The sequence below is a fragment of the Xenorhabdus bovienii SS-2004 genome (assembly GCF_000027225.1).
Lineage (GTDB): Bacteria > Pseudomonadota > Gammaproteobacteria > Enterobacterales > Enterobacteriaceae > Xenorhabdus > Xenorhabdus bovienii_C.
Map to the genome: position 1 here is coordinate 3855556 of NC_013892.1, position 17863 is coordinate 3873418.

Annotated in this window: 11 protein-coding genes, 2 tRNA genes and 3 rRNA genes; 2 read left to right on the forward strand and 14 right to left on the reverse strand. The window is 47.5% G+C overall.

The features are described 5' to 3' along the window. Positions 1 to 2: 2 nt before the first annotated feature. From aceA to XBJ1_RS17135, 8 genes are all read right to left on the reverse strand, one after another. A complete protein-coding gene (gene aceA / locus XBJ1_RS17100; protein ID WP_012990296.1) occupies positions 3 to 1310 on the reverse strand; it encodes an isocitrate lyase in 1308 nt (435 codons plus the stop codon). Positions 1311 to 1358: 48 nt separating this feature from the next. Beyond that, complete coding sequence (aceB, locus tag XBJ1_RS17105) at positions 1359 to 2957, reverse strand: malate synthase A (protein WP_012990297.1); 1599 nt, start codon at positions 2955 to 2957, stop codon at positions 1359 to 1361. 307 nt (positions 2958 to 3264) lie between these two features. Continuing rightward, entirely contained in the window at positions 3265 to 4194 is a 930-nt protein-coding gene (gene metA, locus XBJ1_RS17110) for a homoserine O-acetyltransferase MetA (protein WP_012990298.1), read from the reverse strand. 234 nt (positions 4195 to 4428) lie between these two features. Continuing rightward, positions 4429 to 4544 (reverse strand): 5S ribosomal RNA (gene rrf, locus XBJ1_RS17115). A gap of 84 nt (positions 4545 to 4628) precedes the next feature. Further along, positions 4629 to 7538, reverse strand: a 23S ribosomal RNA gene (locus tag XBJ1_RS17120). Between the two features lie 162 nt (positions 7539 to 7700). Beyond that, positions 7701 to 7776, reverse strand: a tRNA-Ala gene (locus tag XBJ1_RS17125). Positions 7777 to 7901: 125 nt separating this feature from the next. Next, a tRNA-Ile gene (locus XBJ1_RS17130) sits at positions 7902 to 7978 on the reverse strand. Between the two features lie 65 nt (positions 7979 to 8043). Further along, positions 8044 to 9587 (reverse strand): 16S ribosomal RNA (locus XBJ1_RS17135). Together the 16S, 23S and 5S rRNA genes with 2 tRNA genes alongside form the textbook arrangement of a ribosomal RNA operon. A gap of 598 nt (positions 9588 to 10185) precedes the next feature. On the opposite strand from XBJ1_RS17135, the gene purH reads away from it, so the two are divergent. Beyond that, positions 10186 to 11775, forward strand: coding sequence for a bifunctional phosphoribosylaminoimidazolecarboxamide formyltransferase/IMP cyclohydrolase (gene purH, locus XBJ1_RS17145; RefSeq protein ID WP_012990300.1), 1590 nt, complete (start codon positions 10186 to 10188; stop codon positions 11773 to 11775). A gap of 15 nt (positions 11776 to 11790) precedes the next feature. Next, the gene (gene purD / locus XBJ1_RS17150; protein ID WP_012990301.1) at positions 11791 to 13074 is read left to right on the forward strand and encodes a phosphoribosylamine--glycine ligase; all 1284 of its coding nucleotides are present in this window, start codon (positions 11791 to 11793) and stop codon (positions 13072 to 13074) included. Positions 13075 to 13120: 46 nt separating this feature from the next. On the opposite strand, the gene XBJ1_RS17155 is transcribed toward purD, so the two are convergent. The 6 genes from XBJ1_RS17155 to nudC all read right to left on the reverse strand — a co-directional run bounded on the left by XBJ1_RS17155 (position 13121) and on the right by nudC (position 17650). Then, positions 13121 to 13774, reverse strand: a complete 654-nt coding sequence (locus XBJ1_RS17155; RefSeq protein WP_012990302.1) for a DUF1481 domain-containing protein — start codon at positions 13772 to 13774, stop codon at positions 13121 to 13123. Between the two features lie 50 nt (positions 13775 to 13824). Beyond that, the gene (gene hupA / locus XBJ1_RS17160) at positions 13825 to 14097 is read right to left on the reverse strand and encodes a nucleoid-associated protein HU-alpha (RefSeq protein ID WP_012990303.1); all 273 of its coding nucleotides are present in this window, start codon (positions 14095 to 14097) and stop codon (positions 13825 to 13827) included. A gap of 184 nt (positions 14098 to 14281) precedes the next feature. Beyond that, on the reverse strand, positions 14282 to 14872 hold the full coding sequence (locus XBJ1_RS17165; RefSeq protein ID WP_012990304.1) for a YjaG family protein: 591 nt from the start codon (positions 14870 to 14872) through the stop codon (positions 14282 to 14284). Between the two features lie 76 nt (positions 14873 to 14948). Then, entirely contained in the window at positions 14949 to 15656 is a 708-nt protein-coding gene (gene nfi / locus XBJ1_RS17170; protein WP_012990305.1) for a deoxyribonuclease V, read from the reverse strand. A gap of 4 nt (positions 15657 to 15660) precedes the next feature. After that, the gene (gene hemE, locus XBJ1_RS17175) at positions 15661 to 16725 is read right to left on the reverse strand and encodes a uroporphyrinogen decarboxylase (protein ID WP_012990306.1); all 1065 of its coding nucleotides are present in this window, start codon (positions 16723 to 16725) and stop codon (positions 15661 to 15663) included. 154 nt (positions 16726 to 16879) lie between these two features. Continuing rightward, on the reverse strand, positions 16880 to 17650 hold the full coding sequence (gene nudC, locus XBJ1_RS17180) for an NAD(+) diphosphatase (RefSeq protein WP_012990307.1): 771 nt from the start codon (positions 17648 to 17650) through the stop codon (positions 16880 to 16882). Positions 17651 to 17863: the final 213 nt, after the last annotated feature.

A 17863-nucleotide genomic window follows, 5' to 3' on the forward strand; every position in this document is an offset into this window, starting at 1 on the left:
ATCTAAAATTGCTGTTCTTCTGTCGAGCCCGTAAGTGCGGTAACAGAAGACGTTCCTCCCTGAATAATCGTTGTCACTTTATCAAAATACCCTGTCCCAACTTCCTGTTGATGTGAAGAGAAAGTATAACCACGCTCAAGAGCTGCGAATTCAGGTCCCTGAACTTTTTCGACATAATGTTTCATACCTTCACCACGGGCGTAGTCATAAGCCAAATCAAACATGTTAAACCACATGCTGTGGATACCAGCCAATGTAATAAATTGGAATTTATATCCCATGGCAGACAGCTGCTCTTGAAAGCTCGCAATGGTTTTGTCGTCCAGATTCTTTTTCCAGTTGAAGGATGGAGAGCAGTTGTATGCCAGCAATTTGCCTGGGTATTCCGCATGAATGGCTTCCGCAAAACGGCGAGCAGCCTCAAGATCCGGCGTAGAAGTTTCGCACCAAACAACGTCGGCATATGGGGCATAAGCCAACCCACGGCTGATAGCCTGATCGATACCAGCTCGGGTACAGAAGAAACCTTCAGCAGTTCGCTTGCCAGTAATGAATTCGCTGTCATAAGGATCACAATCAGAAGTCAGCAAGTCTGCTGCGTCGGCATCAGTGCGTGCGACTAACAAGGTTGAAACTCCGGATACATCAGCAGCCAGACGAGCAGCCACCAGTTTCTGAATCGCTTCTTGAGTCGGTACGAGTACCTTACCCCCCATGTGACCACATTTTTTCACCGCCGCCAATTGATCTTCAAAATGAACAGCCGCTGCACCAGCCTCAATCATCGCTTTCATCAGTTCAAATGCATTCAGCACACCACCAAACCCTGCTTCAGCATCCGCGACAATCGGCAGGAAATAGTCGGTGTATTCCTGACTGTCCGGGTCGATACCATTTGCCCATTGGATCTGATCTGCACGGCGGAAACTGTTATTGATGCGTTTAATGACATTAGGTACAGAATCCACTGGATAAAGTGATTGATCGGGGTACATGCTGGAGGCAGTATTTGCATCCGCAGCAACCTGCCAACCAGAAAGATAAACTGCTTCAATGCCCGCCTTCGCTTGCTGAAGTGCCTGACCGCCAGTCAGGGCGCCAAGTGCGTTCACATAACCTTTCTTTGATTTTCCATGTAACAGTTCCCACAACTTTTTCGCTCCCATCTGCGCTAAAGTGTGTTCTGGATTAACGGAACCACGCAATTTAACCACGTCTTCAGCACTGTATGGGCGAGTAATACCTTCCCAACGTGAGTGTTTCCATTCTTGTTCCAATTGAGCGATCTGTTGTGTTCGGGAATTGTTCATTTTCTTCTGCTTCCTATTCTTAATTAATCGGATATTGTCGTTTTTGAATTAATCGAGTAATTGATAACCCGGCAAAGTCAGGAAATCGATTAGCTCATCCTGTGTAGTAATCCGTTCCATTAGATTAGAAGCCTCCATAAATCGCCCTTGGTTGAAATTCATCTCTCCAACTTCTTGTTTAATAATGCCCAGTTCTTCTTTCAGCATTTGCCTGAACAGCTCTTTTGTGACTTTTTTACCGTTGGAAAGTAATTTTTCATGGCGGATCCATTGCCAAATAGATGTGCGAGATATTTCCGCAGTAGCGGCATCTTCCATCAAACCATAAATCGGTACACACCCATTACCTGAAATCCATGCTTCTATATACTGCACAGCGACACGAATATTCGCTCTCAATCCTTCTTCCGTTCTCTCTCCCAAGCAAGGTTCAAGCAATTGTTCCGCTGTGATCGTTTCGTCTTCTTCACGGGAAACTGCCAATTGGTTCGGCCGCTCTCCTAAGGTGGTGTTGAAGACTGTCATCGCAATATCTGCAAGCCCAGGATGCGCTATCCATGTGCCATCGTGACCGTTCTTAGCTTCCAGTTCTTTGTCAGCCCTGACCTTGTCCATAATCCACTGGTTTTGTTCAATATCTTTGCTTGGTATGAATGCCGACATTCCCCCCATCGCAAATGCACCACGTTTATGGCAAGTTTTAATCAGCAAGCGAGAATAGGCACTCAGGAAAGGTTGTGTCATCGTGACCGACTGGCGATCAGGCAAAACACGATCAGAATGGTTTTTCAGTGTCTTGATATAACTGAAAATGTAATCCCAGCGCCCACAGTTCAGCCCAACAATGTGGTGACGCAGGTGGTAGAGGATTTCATCCATCTGGAATACAGCAGACAGTGTTTCAATCAGAACGGTCGCTTTGATTGTACCTTTTGGTAGGTTGAAGCGCTCTTCCGTAAAACTGAAAACATCGCTCCACCATTGAGCTTCGTGGTAGCTCTGAATTTTAGGCAAATAAAAATAGGGGCCGCTGCCATTTGCCAGCAGATTTTTATGATTTAGATAGAAGTAAAGTGCAAAGTCAAATAGACCACCCGAGATCGGTTCCTTCTTGTAAAGAACGTGTTTTTCTGACAGATGCAGCCCTCTGACCCGTGCAACCAGAACTGCCGGTTCAGATTTCAATTCATAACGCTTACCTTGCTCACTGGTATATGAGATCGTACCGTTAACTGCGTCCCTTAGATTAATTTGCCCACTAATGACTTTATCCCATGAAGGAGACAGTGAATCTTCAAAATCCGCCATGAAAACTTTAACATTTGAATTCAAAGCGTTAATCACCATCTTACGTTCTACTGGACCCGTGATTTCAACACGGCGATCTTTAAGATCGTCAGGAATTCCCTGAACTTTCCAGTCACTTTCCCTAATGGAAATTGTTTCCGAAATAAAATCAGGTAATATTCCATCATCTATTTTTTTCTGCCAGTGAATTCTCTCTTCCAATAATTTTTTACGCCTGTCAGAAAACTCAACAACTAGATCTTCTATAAAACCTATAGATTCAGGTAGTAATATCTGATTTTCAGCTTCACCAAAAAGCTTTGTAAAGGTTAAATCAGTTGTTAATGCTTGCTGTGTCATCCCCCACTCCTCGTCTTTAACATGTCCACTTGAATAAGAGTAAACAATATTAAAAATAAATCAAAAACCATTTCCATTATTTAAACTTAAGTAAATTAATTTAAATAAATCAAATGATTAAATGAATTTATTAAAAATAAAAACAGGGAAATAAGTTCCAATTAATTAGGAATAAAAGTGTTAACTTTTTGTTATATATAAGAAATAATCGGGGAAGGTAAATGATTCTAAAAAAATAGAAAATTAAAAAAATGAGAAATGGCTCGCTTCAGCTAATTCTCATTTTTATTTTTATTTTTTTACAAATTCAATCTAAAGTAGGATTCATATACGTCAGATCGTATGGCGTAATTTGGTAGACATAGTAATTAAGCCAATTTAAAAACAATAAGTGGCCGTGACTACGCCAAGATGCAACTGGTTTATTTTCAGGATCATTATTCAGGAAGTAATTGACCGGTAGCGCGGGTTCTAACCCCGCAGCCAGATCACGCCAGTACTCTGTCGCTAATGTATCAACTCCATATTCAGGGTGACCTGTCACAAATACCAACCTTTTGTCTTTACTGGCAAACAAATAAGCGCCAGCGTCTTCTGAACAAGCCAAAATATCTAGGTCGGTATGCTCACGGATCACTGTCTCTGGAAAATCCGCAAAACGTGAGTGAGGTGCCAAAAAGGATTCATCAAACCCTCTGGTCAATAACGCAAAAGGATCTAAGGTTATATGGGAGTAAACACCGGATAATTTAGTCGTTCTCGTATATTTAGGCAGGTTATAAAGAATATTTAAGGCAGCTTGAACAGCCCAACAAACAAAGAGCGTTGAAGTAACGTGATTTTTAGCCCAATTAACAATTTTTTCAATTTCGGCCCAATAAGTGACATCTTCAAATTCAACCAACCCCAAAGGAGCGCCTGTTACAATTAACCCATCGAAATTTTGATCTTTTATAGACTCAAAATCACAATAAAAGTTATCCAAATGTTCCTCTGGAGTATTTTTACATTGGCGACTATCAATACGCAACAATTGAATATCAACCTGTAACGGTGAATTAGATAATAACCTGATAAAGTGATTTTCTGTTTCTATCTTCTTCGGCATCAGGTTAAGTAACAGCACTTTCAAAGGGCGAATATCCTGAATATTCGCTCGTGTTGAAGTCATAACAAAGATGTTTTCATTACGGAGAATATTCACCGCAGGTAATTCATCCGGTACACGAATTGGCATTACTGAAACCTCGATTGTTAAATCACTTGTATACTTAGACTTCTAGATAGCCAAATTAAATCAAAAGACAAGATCAATGTCGAGTTATTGTACTCAAATTGAAATTATTTCATTTTATTCTATCGAATAAGAAAGGGTAATAAGAAAAAGAATAAAGCAGAAATTGAGTAAATAATAGAAAAATACAAACGCAAAAAAGCCACCCGGTGGGGTGGCTTCTCTGGCTAAATAGATGTCTGGCAGTGCCCTACTCTCACATGGGGAGACCCCACACTACCATCGGCGCTACGGCGTTTCACTGCTGAGTTCGGCATGGGATCAGGTGGGACCACCGCGCTATGGCCGCCAGACAAATTCTGTGTTCAATCCCGAACAAGCTGCTGTTTTTCATTTGAAACTGCGTCTCTCTCTCACCAAAACACCTTCGGTGTTGTCAGGTTAAGCCTCACGGTTCATTAGTACTGGTTAGCTCAACGTATCGCTACGCTTACACACCCAGCCTATCCACGTCCTCGTCTTGAACGTTCCTTCAGTATCCTCAAGGGACAAGGGAAGACTCATCTCAAGGCAAGTTTCCCGCTTAGATGCTTTCAGCGGTTATCTCTTCCGCACTTAGCTACCGGGCAGTGCCATTGGCATGACAACCCGAACACCAGTGGTGCGTCCACTCCGGTCCTCTCGTACTAGGAGCAGCCCCTTTCAATCTTCCAACGCCCACGGCAGATAGGGACCGAACTGTCTCACGACGTTCTAAACCCAGCTCGCGTACCACTTTAAACGGCGAACAGCCGTACCCTTGGGACCTACTTCAGCCCCAGGATGTGATGAGCCGACATCGAGGTGCCAAACACCGCCGTCGATATGAACTCTTGGGCGGTATCAGCCTGTTATCCCCGGAGTACCTTTTATCCGTTGAGCGATGGCCCTTCCATTCAGAACCACCGGATCACTATGACCTACTTTCGTACCTGCTCGAGCTGTCACTCTCGCAGTCAAGCTAGCTTATGCCATTGCACTAACCTCACGATGTCCGACCGTGATTAGCTAACCTTCGTGCTCCTCCGTTACGCTTTGGGAGGAGACCGCCCCAGTCAAACTACCCACCAGACACTGTCCGCGACCCGGATAACGGGCCTGCGTTAGAACATCAAACATTCAAGGGTGGTATTTCAAGGATGGCTCCGTGCAGACTGGCGTCCGCACTTCACAGCCTCCCACCTATCCTACACATCAAGGTTCAAGGTTCAGTGTCAAGCTATAGTAAAGGTTCACGGGGTCTTTCCGTCTTGCCGCGGGTACACTGCATCTTCACAGCGAGTTCAATTTCACTGAGTCTCGGGTGGAGACAGCCTGGCCATCATTACGCCATTCGTGCAGGTCGGAACTTACCCGACAAGGAATTTCGCTACCTTAGGACCGTTATAGTTACGGCCGCCGTTTACTGGGGCTTCGATCAAGAGCTTCGCGTTGCCGCTAACCCCATCAATTAACCTTCCAGCACCGGGCAGGCGTCACACCGTATACGTCCACTTTCGTGTTTGCACAGTGCTGTGTTTTTATTAAACAGTTGCAGCCAGCTGGTATCTGCGACTGGCCTCGGCTCGGGGAGCAAGTCCCGTCACCTGGCGCCAGCGTGCCTTCTCCCGAAGTTACGGCACCATTTTGCCTAGTTCCTTCACCCGAGTTCTCTCAAGCGCCTGAGTATTCTCTACCTGACCACCTGTGTCGGTTTGGGGTACGATTCACTGTTACCTGATGCTTAGAGGCTTTTCCTGGAAGCAGGGCATCAACCACTTCAGCACCGTAGTGCCTCGTTATCACGCCTCAGTGTTCACGGAAGAACGGATTTACCAATTCTTCCCACCTACACGCTTGAACCGGGACAACCGTCGCCCGGCTGGTCTAGCCTTCTCCGTCCCCCCTTCGCAGTAACACCGAGTACGGGAATATTAACCCGTTTCCCATCGACTACGCCTTTCGGCCTCGCCTTAGGGGTCGACTCACCCTGCCCCGATTAACGTTGGACAGGAACCCTTGGTCTTCCGGCGAGCGGGTTTTTCACCCGCTTTATCGTTACTTATGTCAGCATTCGCACTTCTGATACCTCCAGCATGCCTCACAGCACACCTTCGCAGGCTTACAGAACGCTCCCCTACCCAACAACACCTAAGTGTTGCTGCCGCAGCTTCGGTGCATGGTTTAGCCCCGTTACATCTTCCGCGCAGGCCGACTCGACCAGTGAGCTATTACGCTTTCTTTAAATGATGGCTGCTTCTAAGCCAACATCCTGGCTGTCTGAGCCTTCCCACTTCGTTTCCCACTTAACCATGACTTGGGGACCTTAGCTGGCGGTCTGGGTTGTTTCCCTCTTCACGACGGACGTTAGCACCCGCCGTGTGTCTCCCGTGATAACATTCTTCGGTATTCGCAGTTTGCATCGGGTTGGTAAGTCGGGATGACCCCCTAGCCGAAACAGTGCTCTACCCCCGAAGATGAATTCACGAGGCGCTACCTAAATAGCTTTCGGGGAGAACCAGCTATCTCCCGGTTTGATTGGCCTTTCACCCCCAGCCACAAGTCATCCGCTAATTTTTCAACATTAGTCGGTTCGGTCCTCCAGTTAGTGTTACCCAACCTTCAACCTGCCCATGGCTAGATCACCGGGTTTCGGGTCTATACCCTGCAACTTAACGCCCAGTTAAGACTCGGTTTCCCTGCGGCTCCCCTAAACGGTTAACCTTGCTACAGAATATAAGTCGCTGACCCATTATACAAAAGGTACGCAGTCACCCTGATAAATCAAGGCTCCCACTGCTTGTACGTACACGGTTTCAGGTTCTATTTCACTCCCCTCGCCGGGGTTCTTTTCGCCTTTCCCTCACGGTACTGGTTCACTATCGGTCAGTCAGGAGTATTTAGCCTTGGAGGATGGTCCCCCCATGTTCAGACAGGATACCACGTGTCCCGCCCTACTCGTCGAACTCACACCACCAGTGTCTTCAGATACGGGGCTATCACCCTTTACTGCCGGCCTTTCCAGACCGTTCTCCTGACGCTGATGCTGATGTTGGTTCTGGGCTGTTCCCCGTTCGCTCGCCGCTACTGGGGGAATCTCGGTTGATTTCTTTTCCTCGGGGTACTGAGATGTTTCAGTTCCCCCGGTTCGCCTCCGGACCCTATGAATTCAGGCCAGGATAGTGCAACGGATTGCACTGGGTTTCCCCATTCGGGTATCGCCGGTTATTGCGGTTCATATCACCTTACCGGCGCTTATCGCAGATTAGCACGCCCTTCATCGCCTCTGACTGCCTAGGCATCCACCGTGTACGCTTAGTCGCTTAACCTCACAACCCGAAGGTGTCTTCGGGTGTGCGTTTTGAGAGACTCACCAGTCCCGTCCATGACGGCACTGATTGTTTCAAATTTTCAGCTTGTTCCAGATTGTTAAAGAGCAAAAATTTCACAACACACGGGTGTTTTCCCCATGGGTTCTGAAATGATTTGTATGGTGGAGCTAAGCGGGATCGAACCGCTGACCTCCTGCGTGCAAGGCAGGCGCTCTCCCAGCTGAGCTATAGCCCCATACAGTGTTATCACCGGCCTGTCAGACAACTGTGCAGACCGTTTCCCCGCCCGCCGTTTCAACGCAGATAACACCGCTGCATCCGCACCGGGTCACCCTGGAAAGGGCCAGGAGTCAACGTGTCTGGTAGGCCTGAGTGGACTTGAACCACCGACCTCACCCTTATCAGGGGTGCGCTCTAACCACCTGAGCTACAAGCCTATACCGTGATACTCTATTTTCATCAGACAATCTGTGTGGACACTGCACAATCACTATCATTCAGGTAAGGAGGTGATCCAACCGCAGGTTCCCCTACGGTTACCTTGTTACGACTTCACCCCAGTCATGAATCACAAAGTGGTAAGCGCCCCCCCGAAGGTTAAGCTACCTACTTCTTTTGCAACCCACTCCCATGGTGTGACGGGCGGTGTGTACAAGGCCCGGGAACGTATTCACCGTAGCATTCTGATCTACGATTACTAGCGATTCCGACTTCATGGAGTCGAGTTGCAGACTCCAATCCGGACTACGACAGACTTTATGAGTTCCGCTTGCTCTCGCGAGGTCGCTTCTCTTTGTATCTGCCATTGTAGCACGTGTGTAGCCCTACTCGTAAGGGCCATGATGACTTGACGTCATCCCCACCTTCCTCCGGTTTATCACCGGCAGTCTCCCTTGAGTTCCCACCATCACGTGCTGGCAACAAAGGATAAGGGTTGCGCTCGTTGCGGGACTTAACCCAACATTTCACAACACGAGCTGACGACAGCCATGCAGCACCTGTCTCTCAGGTCCCGAAGGCACTCCGCCATCTCTGGCAGATTCTGAGGATGTCAAGAGTAGGTAAGGTTCTTCGCGTTGCATCGAATTAAACCACATGCTCCACCGCTTGTGCGGGCCCCCGTCAATTCATTTGAGTTTTAACCTTGCGGCCGTACTCCCCAGGCGGTCGATTTAACGCGTTAGCTCCGGAAGCCACGCCTCAAGGGCACAACCTCCAAATCGACATCGTTTACAGCGTGGACTACCAGGGTATCTAATCCTGTTTGCTCCCCACGCTTTCGCACCTGAGCGTCAGTCTTCGTCCAGGGGGCCGCCTTCGCCACCGGTATTCCTCCACATCTCTACGCATTTCACCGCTACACGTGGAATTCTACCCCCCTCTACGAGACTCTAGTCAACCAGTTTTAGATGCCGTTCCCAGGTTGAGCCCGGGGATTTCACATCTAACTTAATTGACCGCCTGCGTGCGCTTTACGCCCAGTAATTCCGATTAACGCTTGCACCCTCCGTATTACCGCGGCTGCTGGCACGGAGTTAGCCGGTGCTTCTTCTGCGGGTAACGTCAATCAACAACGCTATTTACGCTGTTGCCTTCCTCCCCGCTGAAAGTACTTTACAACCCGAAGGCCTTCTTCATACACGCGGCATGGCTGCATCAGGCTTGCGCCCATTGTGCAATATTCCCCACTGCTGCCTCCCGTAGGAGTCTGGGCCGTGTCTCAGTCCCAGTGTGGCTGGTCATCCTCTCAGACCAGCTAGGGATCGTCGCCTAGGTGAGCCTTTACCCCACCTACTAGCTAATCCCATCTGGGTTCATCCGATGGCGTGAGGCCCGAAGGTCCCCCACTTTGCTCCAGAGAGGTTATGCGGTATTAGCCACCGTTTCCAGTGGTTATCCCCCTCCATCGGGCAGATCCCCAGACATTACTCACCCGTCCGCCGCTCGCCGGCAGGGAAGCAAGCTTCCCCCCCGCTGCCGCTCGACTTGCATGTGTTAGGCCTGCCGCCAGCGTTCAATCTGAGCCATGATCAAACTCTTCAATTAAAAGTCTGATGCTCAAAGAATTGTTACTGTTATTTCGTAATGAATTAACTGTTTTAGTCACTCTTTAAGACTTTAAAGTTTTCGGCATCTTGCGATGCTGTCGATACTGTCTTGTGAGTGCCCACACAGATTGTCTGATTAAATTGTTAAAGAGCGGTCCGACCGGAGCAGGGCTCCGTGCCGTGAGGCTGCGTATCTTACGCTTTCCTCGCCGGGTGTCAAGCCTTTATTTTCAGGGCTTTTCTCCCGCTGTCCTCGGCGGCGTGTCTTCGCTCAGCGTCGGTCAGTGGTGGCGCATTATAGGGACTTTTCCGTGCCTGACAATAGTTTTTTTCATAAAAGATTATCGTTTGCTGCATTACACAGCAAAAGGCTGATTTATACCTACTTATACACAAATTTATCCACAAATGGATATTTCGGTAAAATTTGTCGAGCATCACGCAAACGTTTTCGTTACAATTATCGCAGGAAAAAACACCACGTGATTTTTTCTGATTGTTTTGAAATGTTATTGCGAATGCCATTTTTTCTCTCAATACCCGGTTTTTTTCTCAATAGCACAGTCTTGTTTTATGAAATTCAAGGGATCACACCAATGCAACAGCTTCGTCCAATCCGTCGTGCCCTGCTGAGTGTTTCTGACAAAGCGGGGATTGTTGAATTCGCCAAAGCCTTATCCAGTCGCGGTATCGAACTGCTTTCAACGGGCGGCACCGCACGCCTGCTGGCGGAAGCAGGGCTGAATGCCACTGAGGTTTCTGACTATACGGGCTTCCCCGAAATGATGGATGGACGAGTTAAGACGCTTCATCCCAAAGTACATGGCGGCATCCTTGGCCGACGTGGGCAGGATGATGAAGTCATGTCACTACACCAGATTTCCCCGATTGATATGGTAGTCGTCAATCTTTACCCTTTTGCACAAACTGTTGCGAAGCCAGATTGTCCTCTGGAAGATGCTGTTGAGAATATCGATATCGGTGGCCCAACAATGGTTCGTTCTGCCGCCAAGAACCATAAAGATGTCGCGATTGTGGTCAACAGTCAGGATTACGGCAAGATTATTGAAGAAATGGATAGCCATCAAAATTCCCTGACCCAGCTAACTCGTTTTGATTTAGCGATCAAAGCCTTTGAGCATACCGCGGCTTATGACAGTATGATTGCCAATTACTTTGGCAAACTGGTTCCTGCTTATCATGGTGAGACGAATCAGCCATCAGGCCGTTTCTCCCGTACACTCAATCTGAACTTCATTAAAAAGCAGGATATGCGCTACGGTGAAAATAGCCATCAAGATGCTGCCTTCTATATAGAGGAGCAAATTGCCGAAGCTTCTATTGCCACAGCAACACAGTTACAGGGTAAGGCACTCTCTTACAATAATATTGCTGATACCGATGCTGCTCTGGAATGTGTGAAAACGTTCGCCGAGCCAGCCTGTGTAATTGTCAAACACGCTAACCCTTGTGGCGTTGCGGTTGGTACAGACATTCATACAGCCTATGACCGTGCATTTAAAACTGATCCAACCTCTGCATTCGGTGGCATTATTGCTTTTAACCACGAGTTGGATGCCGATACTGCCAAGGCGATTATTGAGCGTCAGTTTGTCGAAGTTATTATTGCGCCTTCTATTAATGAAAAAGCTCTGCCAATTCTGGCAACCAAACAAAATGTTCGTGTTCTGGCGTGTGGCGAATGGCATTCGCCAGTTGCTGGTCTAGACTTTAAGCGCGTCAATGGCGGCTTACTGGTTCAGGATCGTGACTTAGGTATGGTGGCAGAAGCTGATCTGAAAGTGGTTTCCAAGCGCAAGCCAACAGAACAAGAAATGCGGGATGCGCTGTTCTGTTGGAAAGTAGCGAAGTTCGTCAAATCCAACGCAATTGTTTACGCCAAAGATAATATGACCGTTGGTATTGGTGCAGGCCAGATGAGCCGTGTTTACTCTGCCAAGATTGCAGGTATTAAGGCTGCCGATGAAGGATTAGAAGTTCAAGGCTGTGCCATGGCATCCGATGCCTTTTTCCCATTCCGTGATGGCATTGATGCGGCTGCGGCAGTCGGGGTGAGCTGTGTGATCCAGCCGGGTGGTTCCATTCGCGATGATGAGGTGATTGCTGCTGCTGATGAGCATGGTATCGCCATGATTTTCACTGGCATGCGTCATTTCCGCCATTAATAATAGGAGCGCCAGATGAATATATTGATTATTGGCAATGGCGGAAGAGAACATGCACTGGCATGGAAAGCAGCGCAATCTCCTTTGGCAGATAAGGTTTACGTTGCACCGGGTAATGCAGGTACTGCACTGGAAGCAAATCTGGAAAATATAGACATTGCTGCGACAGATATTGCTGGATTGTTGGCTTTTGCTCAAAGCCAACATATCGGTCTGACTATTGTGGGGCCAGAAACTCCGCTAGTTATCGGTATCGTTGATGCTTTCCAGCAAGCAGGGCTGACCATTTTTGGCCCGACCAAAGCCGCCGCCCAGCTGGAAGGCTCTAAAGCCTTCACTAAAGATTTTCTCGCCCGCCATCAGATCCCGACCGCGGCCTACCAAAATTTCACGGAAATTGAGCCGGCATTAACCTATCTGAAAAAGATGGGAGCCCCCATTGTCATTAAGGCAGATGGTCTGGCAGCCGGTAAAGGTGTTGTTGTCGCGATGACAATGGAAGAAGCACAGAATGCGGTTAAAGACATGCTGGCAGGAAATGCGTTCGGAGATGCCGGGCATCGTATTGTCATTGAAGAATTTCTGGATGGAGAAGAAGCCAGTTTTATCGTCATGGTAGATGGTAAAAACGTAGTTCCCATGGCAACCAGCCAAGATCACAAGCGAGTCGGTGATGGCGATACCGGCCCCAATACCGGGGGAATGGGAGCTTATTCACCTGCTCCAGTGGTAACAGATGAGGTTCACCAGCGTGTCATGGAGAAAGTCATCTACCCTACTGTAGAAGGAATGGCTGCCGAAGGTCATACCTACACCGGCTTTCTTTATGCAGGTTTGATGATCGATAAGCAGGGAGAGCCAAAAGTCATCGAATTTAACTGCCGCTTTGGTGATCCTGAAACGCAGCCGATCATGATGCGCCTGCGTTCTGATCTCGTCGAACTGTGTCTCGCTGGAGCACAAGGCCAGTTAAGCGGAAAAACATCCGAATGGGACACCCGTCCGGCATTAGGTGTCGTACTGTCCGCAGGCGGCTACCCGGCCAATTATGTCAAAGGTGACGTTATCAGCGGCCTGAATCAGGAAACGGATACAGACGAAAAGGTTTTTCACGCAGGCACTGCTTTCAAGGATAAAGACGTCGTAACAGCAGGAGGCCGTGTTTTGTGTGTCACCGCGCTGGGCGACGATATCGCAGAAGCACAGAAAAAAGCTTACTTGAGAGCTGAGAAAATTGGCTGGCAAGGATGTTTTTATCGGAAAGATATTGGATACCGAGCCATTGCCCGTCTGAAATAAGTTAATGCAGAACCGATAGAATAAACAACCGACGAAAGTGACAGAATTACAGTTTATCTTTCGTCGGTTCCCAACGACAAAAATCATCATTGGCTACCAATAGTAACTGTTTTCCTTCTGGCGCATCCAGCCATGCAATGGTCAATATGCCAGCACTATTCTTTTCCCTTCCCTTGAGCCATGCCCGATCTTCAGGCTCAAATTGAATGGATAATTGTTTCTCCGAACAAGTAGTTACTTTACCATCCTGCCAATGTCCCTGTACCAGATGGACATTTCCGGCAATTAAAGCGTCACTGATTTCTTTTATCCGTTTGGCATCAAACCGCAAACGGACAATCTCATCGTTGGAAAGTGGTTCATTGTGTTCTTTTGTCTGCCGCTGCATAAAAATAACCTTGTTATCTTTATCAATCCGCAATGTTTCTTCTATTGGATGACTATCAAGTACAGAGCGGCGGATCTGCCACAAATTACCGTAACGGTATTCATAGAAAGTCACAGAGGTATCTGTATTACGGTAAGGGCTGTAAACACTCATAATGACTTGAGGATTACTGTTTTGATCATTCAAGCGCCATAAACGGATAACACCTCCGTCTGTAATAAAACCACTGGCACTGAAGAGTGGAACCTTGGGTTGAACCGAGCAGGCGCTGAGCAATGAGATAAAACCCAATGCTAGCAGCCCCTGTAGCATCAACAAAAGGGGCGTTAAATTCCCCTCTATCTTCTTTTTTCGCAATACGATTACTTAACTGCGTCTTTCAGTGCTTTACCCGCAGAGAAAGCAGGTACGTTTGCTGCTGCAATTTTAATTTCATTACCAGTCTGTGGGTTACGACCAGTACGTTCTGCACGATGATTAACTTTGAAAGTACCAAAGCCCACCAGTTGCACTGAATCACCATTTCGCAGAGATTCAGTGATTGCATTCAGAGTTGATTCCAGAGCAGTTTTTGCCTGAGTTTTAGTCAGACCAGCTTGTTCTGCGATTGCATCAACTAATTCAGTCTTATTCATAGATTATCCTTACAGTGTGTTTATCGTTTGCAAAGCATCGAGTGCGACGGATATGCCGATTTGACAGCACCCCTGCATACACGCACCGATAGCCACTTCTTTTCACCCCCAATGTAGAACAGAGTGAGGGTAAATGTGAAGTCTTTAAATCCGGCAATTCAAGCACTAAGTCATGTTTTCTGAGTTATTGCTCCAAATTTATACCGATGTTGCTAACCTTAGTCTCGCGAAGGTCAGCCCTTAATCCTTTAATTAATTCTATATCCCGTTCTTCGCAGTCTGCCAATAAACGGTAAATTTCCCATTGAATATCCCATTCCTCTTCAATGGCAGGCAATGCCTTTAACTCATCCTCAGTCATTTCTCTACCGGCCTGCGTCATTTCCAGCATAGCAACGGTACGGATAGATGTTTCACTGACGGCTATTGCATGTTCTAACGTTGCACCGCTCAAACGAGAATGAATGACTTCACTTAATGCAATGCACGCATCAATTGCTGGATACACACCATAAATATCATAGCTATCTGCTGATGGAATAATGGTCTCTAATTTTTCCAGCTGACTATCAAAATTTACTTTTGCATCTTTGACGATCAATGTCTCCCACGCCAGATCTAAAATACGACGATACTGGGCGGGGTCAGCAAACCCTGTCTGACGACAAAACACCTGATAATTTGGATACATTCGCTCACATAGACTAGCCATAAAAGTCCAATGTTGCCAACTTTCAAATTTCTCTAATCGCAGGTGGATCGGGTTTCTTAACATTAGCCGTTACTCATGATGCCTAATTTGCGTCGAAGTTTACCTGAAAATCAAGAATATCCACACATTTCCGCTGCAATTATAGATTTTTCTGCATTGTTTGCTTAAAAAACAATCTATTTGAGGCAATCCCATCCGCCCAACGGGTCGGCTCAGGCAGTCTATATCCCTTCATGCACTGTTCAACCCAGAAGACCGCACTGTCAAGGCTGACCTTATGACCAATGGAAATATAGAGCGGATTGCACCTTTTTTTACTTCGCCATACAACGCCAATCTGCTCCGCATGATCCATCAATGATTGATAACTTCCCACCGCATCTCCCACAGGCGGGTGCTCACCACACAGACGGCTTTTAGCCACACCGATAGTCGGGATATCCGCCAATAAGCCAAAATGGCTGGCGACACCAAAACGCCGAGGATGAGCAATTCCCTGACCGTCTACCATTACCAGATCCGGCCGTAGGCTGAGTTTTTGCCATGCTGCCATCAGCGCGGGGTATTCACGAAATGAGAGTAGACCAGGAATATAAGGAAGCACAGTATCAATTCTGGCGACCTGATACTCTAGCAATTCAAGCGAAGGATAATGCAGGACAGCAATAGCGGCACGAGTCACCGTACCGTTTTTTTCAAACCCGACGTCAGCGCCGGCAATTAATTCTGGCATAAAAGGCGTAGACGCAGGCATTGCGGAAGTAGAAGTCGTCATGAAAGAATCATGACGGATAACCTGCCGTGCTTTTTCTATTTGTTCCTGGCGTAACGCCTTTGTATCAATCATAAAGTCATCGGTGATATTTTTCTGAAAGTCTGTGTACCGCTTCGACGAATGCGCCAGCATGTTCCGGTGGGACATCCTGATGAATGCCATGCCCCAGATTGAAAACATGCCCATTACCCGTACCAAAATCCTGCAAAATCGTCGAAACTTCCTCTTCAATTCGCGCTGGAGCAGCATACAGCATAGATGGGTCCATATTGCCCTGCAAAGCGACTTTATCGCCTACACGACGACGGGCATCTGCGATATTCGTTGTCCAATCAAGCCCAAGGGCATCACAGCCAGTTGCCACCATCGCTTCGAGCCATTGTCCGCCCCCTTTGGTAAACAAGGTGACAGGCACACGACGGCCATCATGTTCGCGGATCAATCCGTCAACGATTTTATGCATATATTGCAGCGAAAACTCCCGATAATCGCGATGAGACAGAACACCACCCCAAGTATCGAAAATCATGACAGACTGTGCTCCTGCTTTTATTTGCGCGTTCAAATATAGAATAACGCTGTTTGCCAATTTATCCAGTAACAGATGCAACGTAGCAGGTTGGGCATACATCATGGATTTTATTTTGGTGAACGCCTTACTGCTTCCCCCTTCGACCATATACGTCGCCAGTGTCCACGGACTACCCGAAAAACCTATCAGAGGAACTTGGCCTGCCAGTGCCTTACGGATCGCACGAACAGCATCCATGACATAGCCCAGCTCCATCTCCGGATCAGGTACAGGGAGTTTTTCCACATCTGTATGATTGAGAATCGGAGAGTGAAAACGCGGCCCTTCCCCAGTTTCGAAATACAGCCCAAGCCCCATTGCATCAGGAATAGTCAAAATATCGGAAAACAGAATTGCTGCATCCAGCGGAAACCGACGCAGAGGCTGGAGCGTCACTTCACAGGCCAGTTCAGTGTTTTTGCATAACGAGATGAAATCTCCCGCCTCCTGCCGCGTTGCTTTATATTCAGGCAAATATCGCCCCGCCTGACGCATCATCCATACTGGTGTGACATCAACAGGCTGGCGTAATAAGGCGCGCAGATAGCGGTCGTTTTTCAACTCATTCATGACAAGCTCCCTTGATTAATTGGCCGCAAAATTCTTTGGTTACGGTCGGTTTAACTTTCACTATAAAAAACCGACGCATTGTAACATGCCAGAAATCGAACTTCTGGCACAACTGCCAATAACATGCGCCATTCGCTCATCATCTCAGAGCAGTTCACATGTTACGGCATAGCGCAACCGTCTCTTCGATCAAACGGCGTGCAATCGTATCCGACTGAGGGATCAAGGGAAGGTCATCATAGCGATACCAATCTGCACTGATAAGCTCAACGGGATCATGTTGGATCTCACCGCTGTCATAATCTGCCAGAAACCCCATCATCAATGATTGCGGGAAAGGCCACGGCTGGGAAGCCACATAACGCAGGTTGCGGATCTTAATCCCACTCTCTTCCATAACCTCGCGGTGTGCTGCTTCTTCCAGCATCTCTCCCACTTCAACAAACCCGGCCAGCACCGTGTGAATACCATTGCGATGGCTCTGATGTTGCGCCAGCAGAATATGGTCATCACGACGGATACCAACAATAACGCAGGGCGCAATTTGCGGATAATAACGTTCATGGCAATGATTGCACAAACAGGCCCATTCATGCTGGCTATGCTGCATTTCATGGCCACAATAGCCGCAGTAATGGTGTGATCGATAAAACTCAGCCAGTTGGACGCCACGCCCTACCAGTTGAAACAATTTAGGGTGTTGAGAAACAACCATGCGGGGAGATGCCATCTCTGATGCCATCTTCTGGCACACCAGCCACACAGTCTCGCCTAACCACTCACCAATAGGCCGCGCCATATGGCCTTGTAATGACCATTGTCTGGCTGTCCCTGACGGCAATTCGCCCTGTGGCAGCCAAACTAGATTCTCAAGACTGATAACCCACCAGCCTCGTTCCATACCTGTCAGTTTTTGTTGAATCATCTACCGCACCATAGTTCCAATGACATTGTGTCCAAATTCAGCATCAGACAGGATACTCCTTTTCGTCGTATCCTGTCTGAACATCGCCCTAATTTAATCAATCTATATCAAAATCTATTTATTTCGAAATGAAAGGCCGTTATAACGCTCACATTTCCCAATCTGTCATCGATACTTTCCTTGACCAACAAATTTGGGGCAATATCATTCACT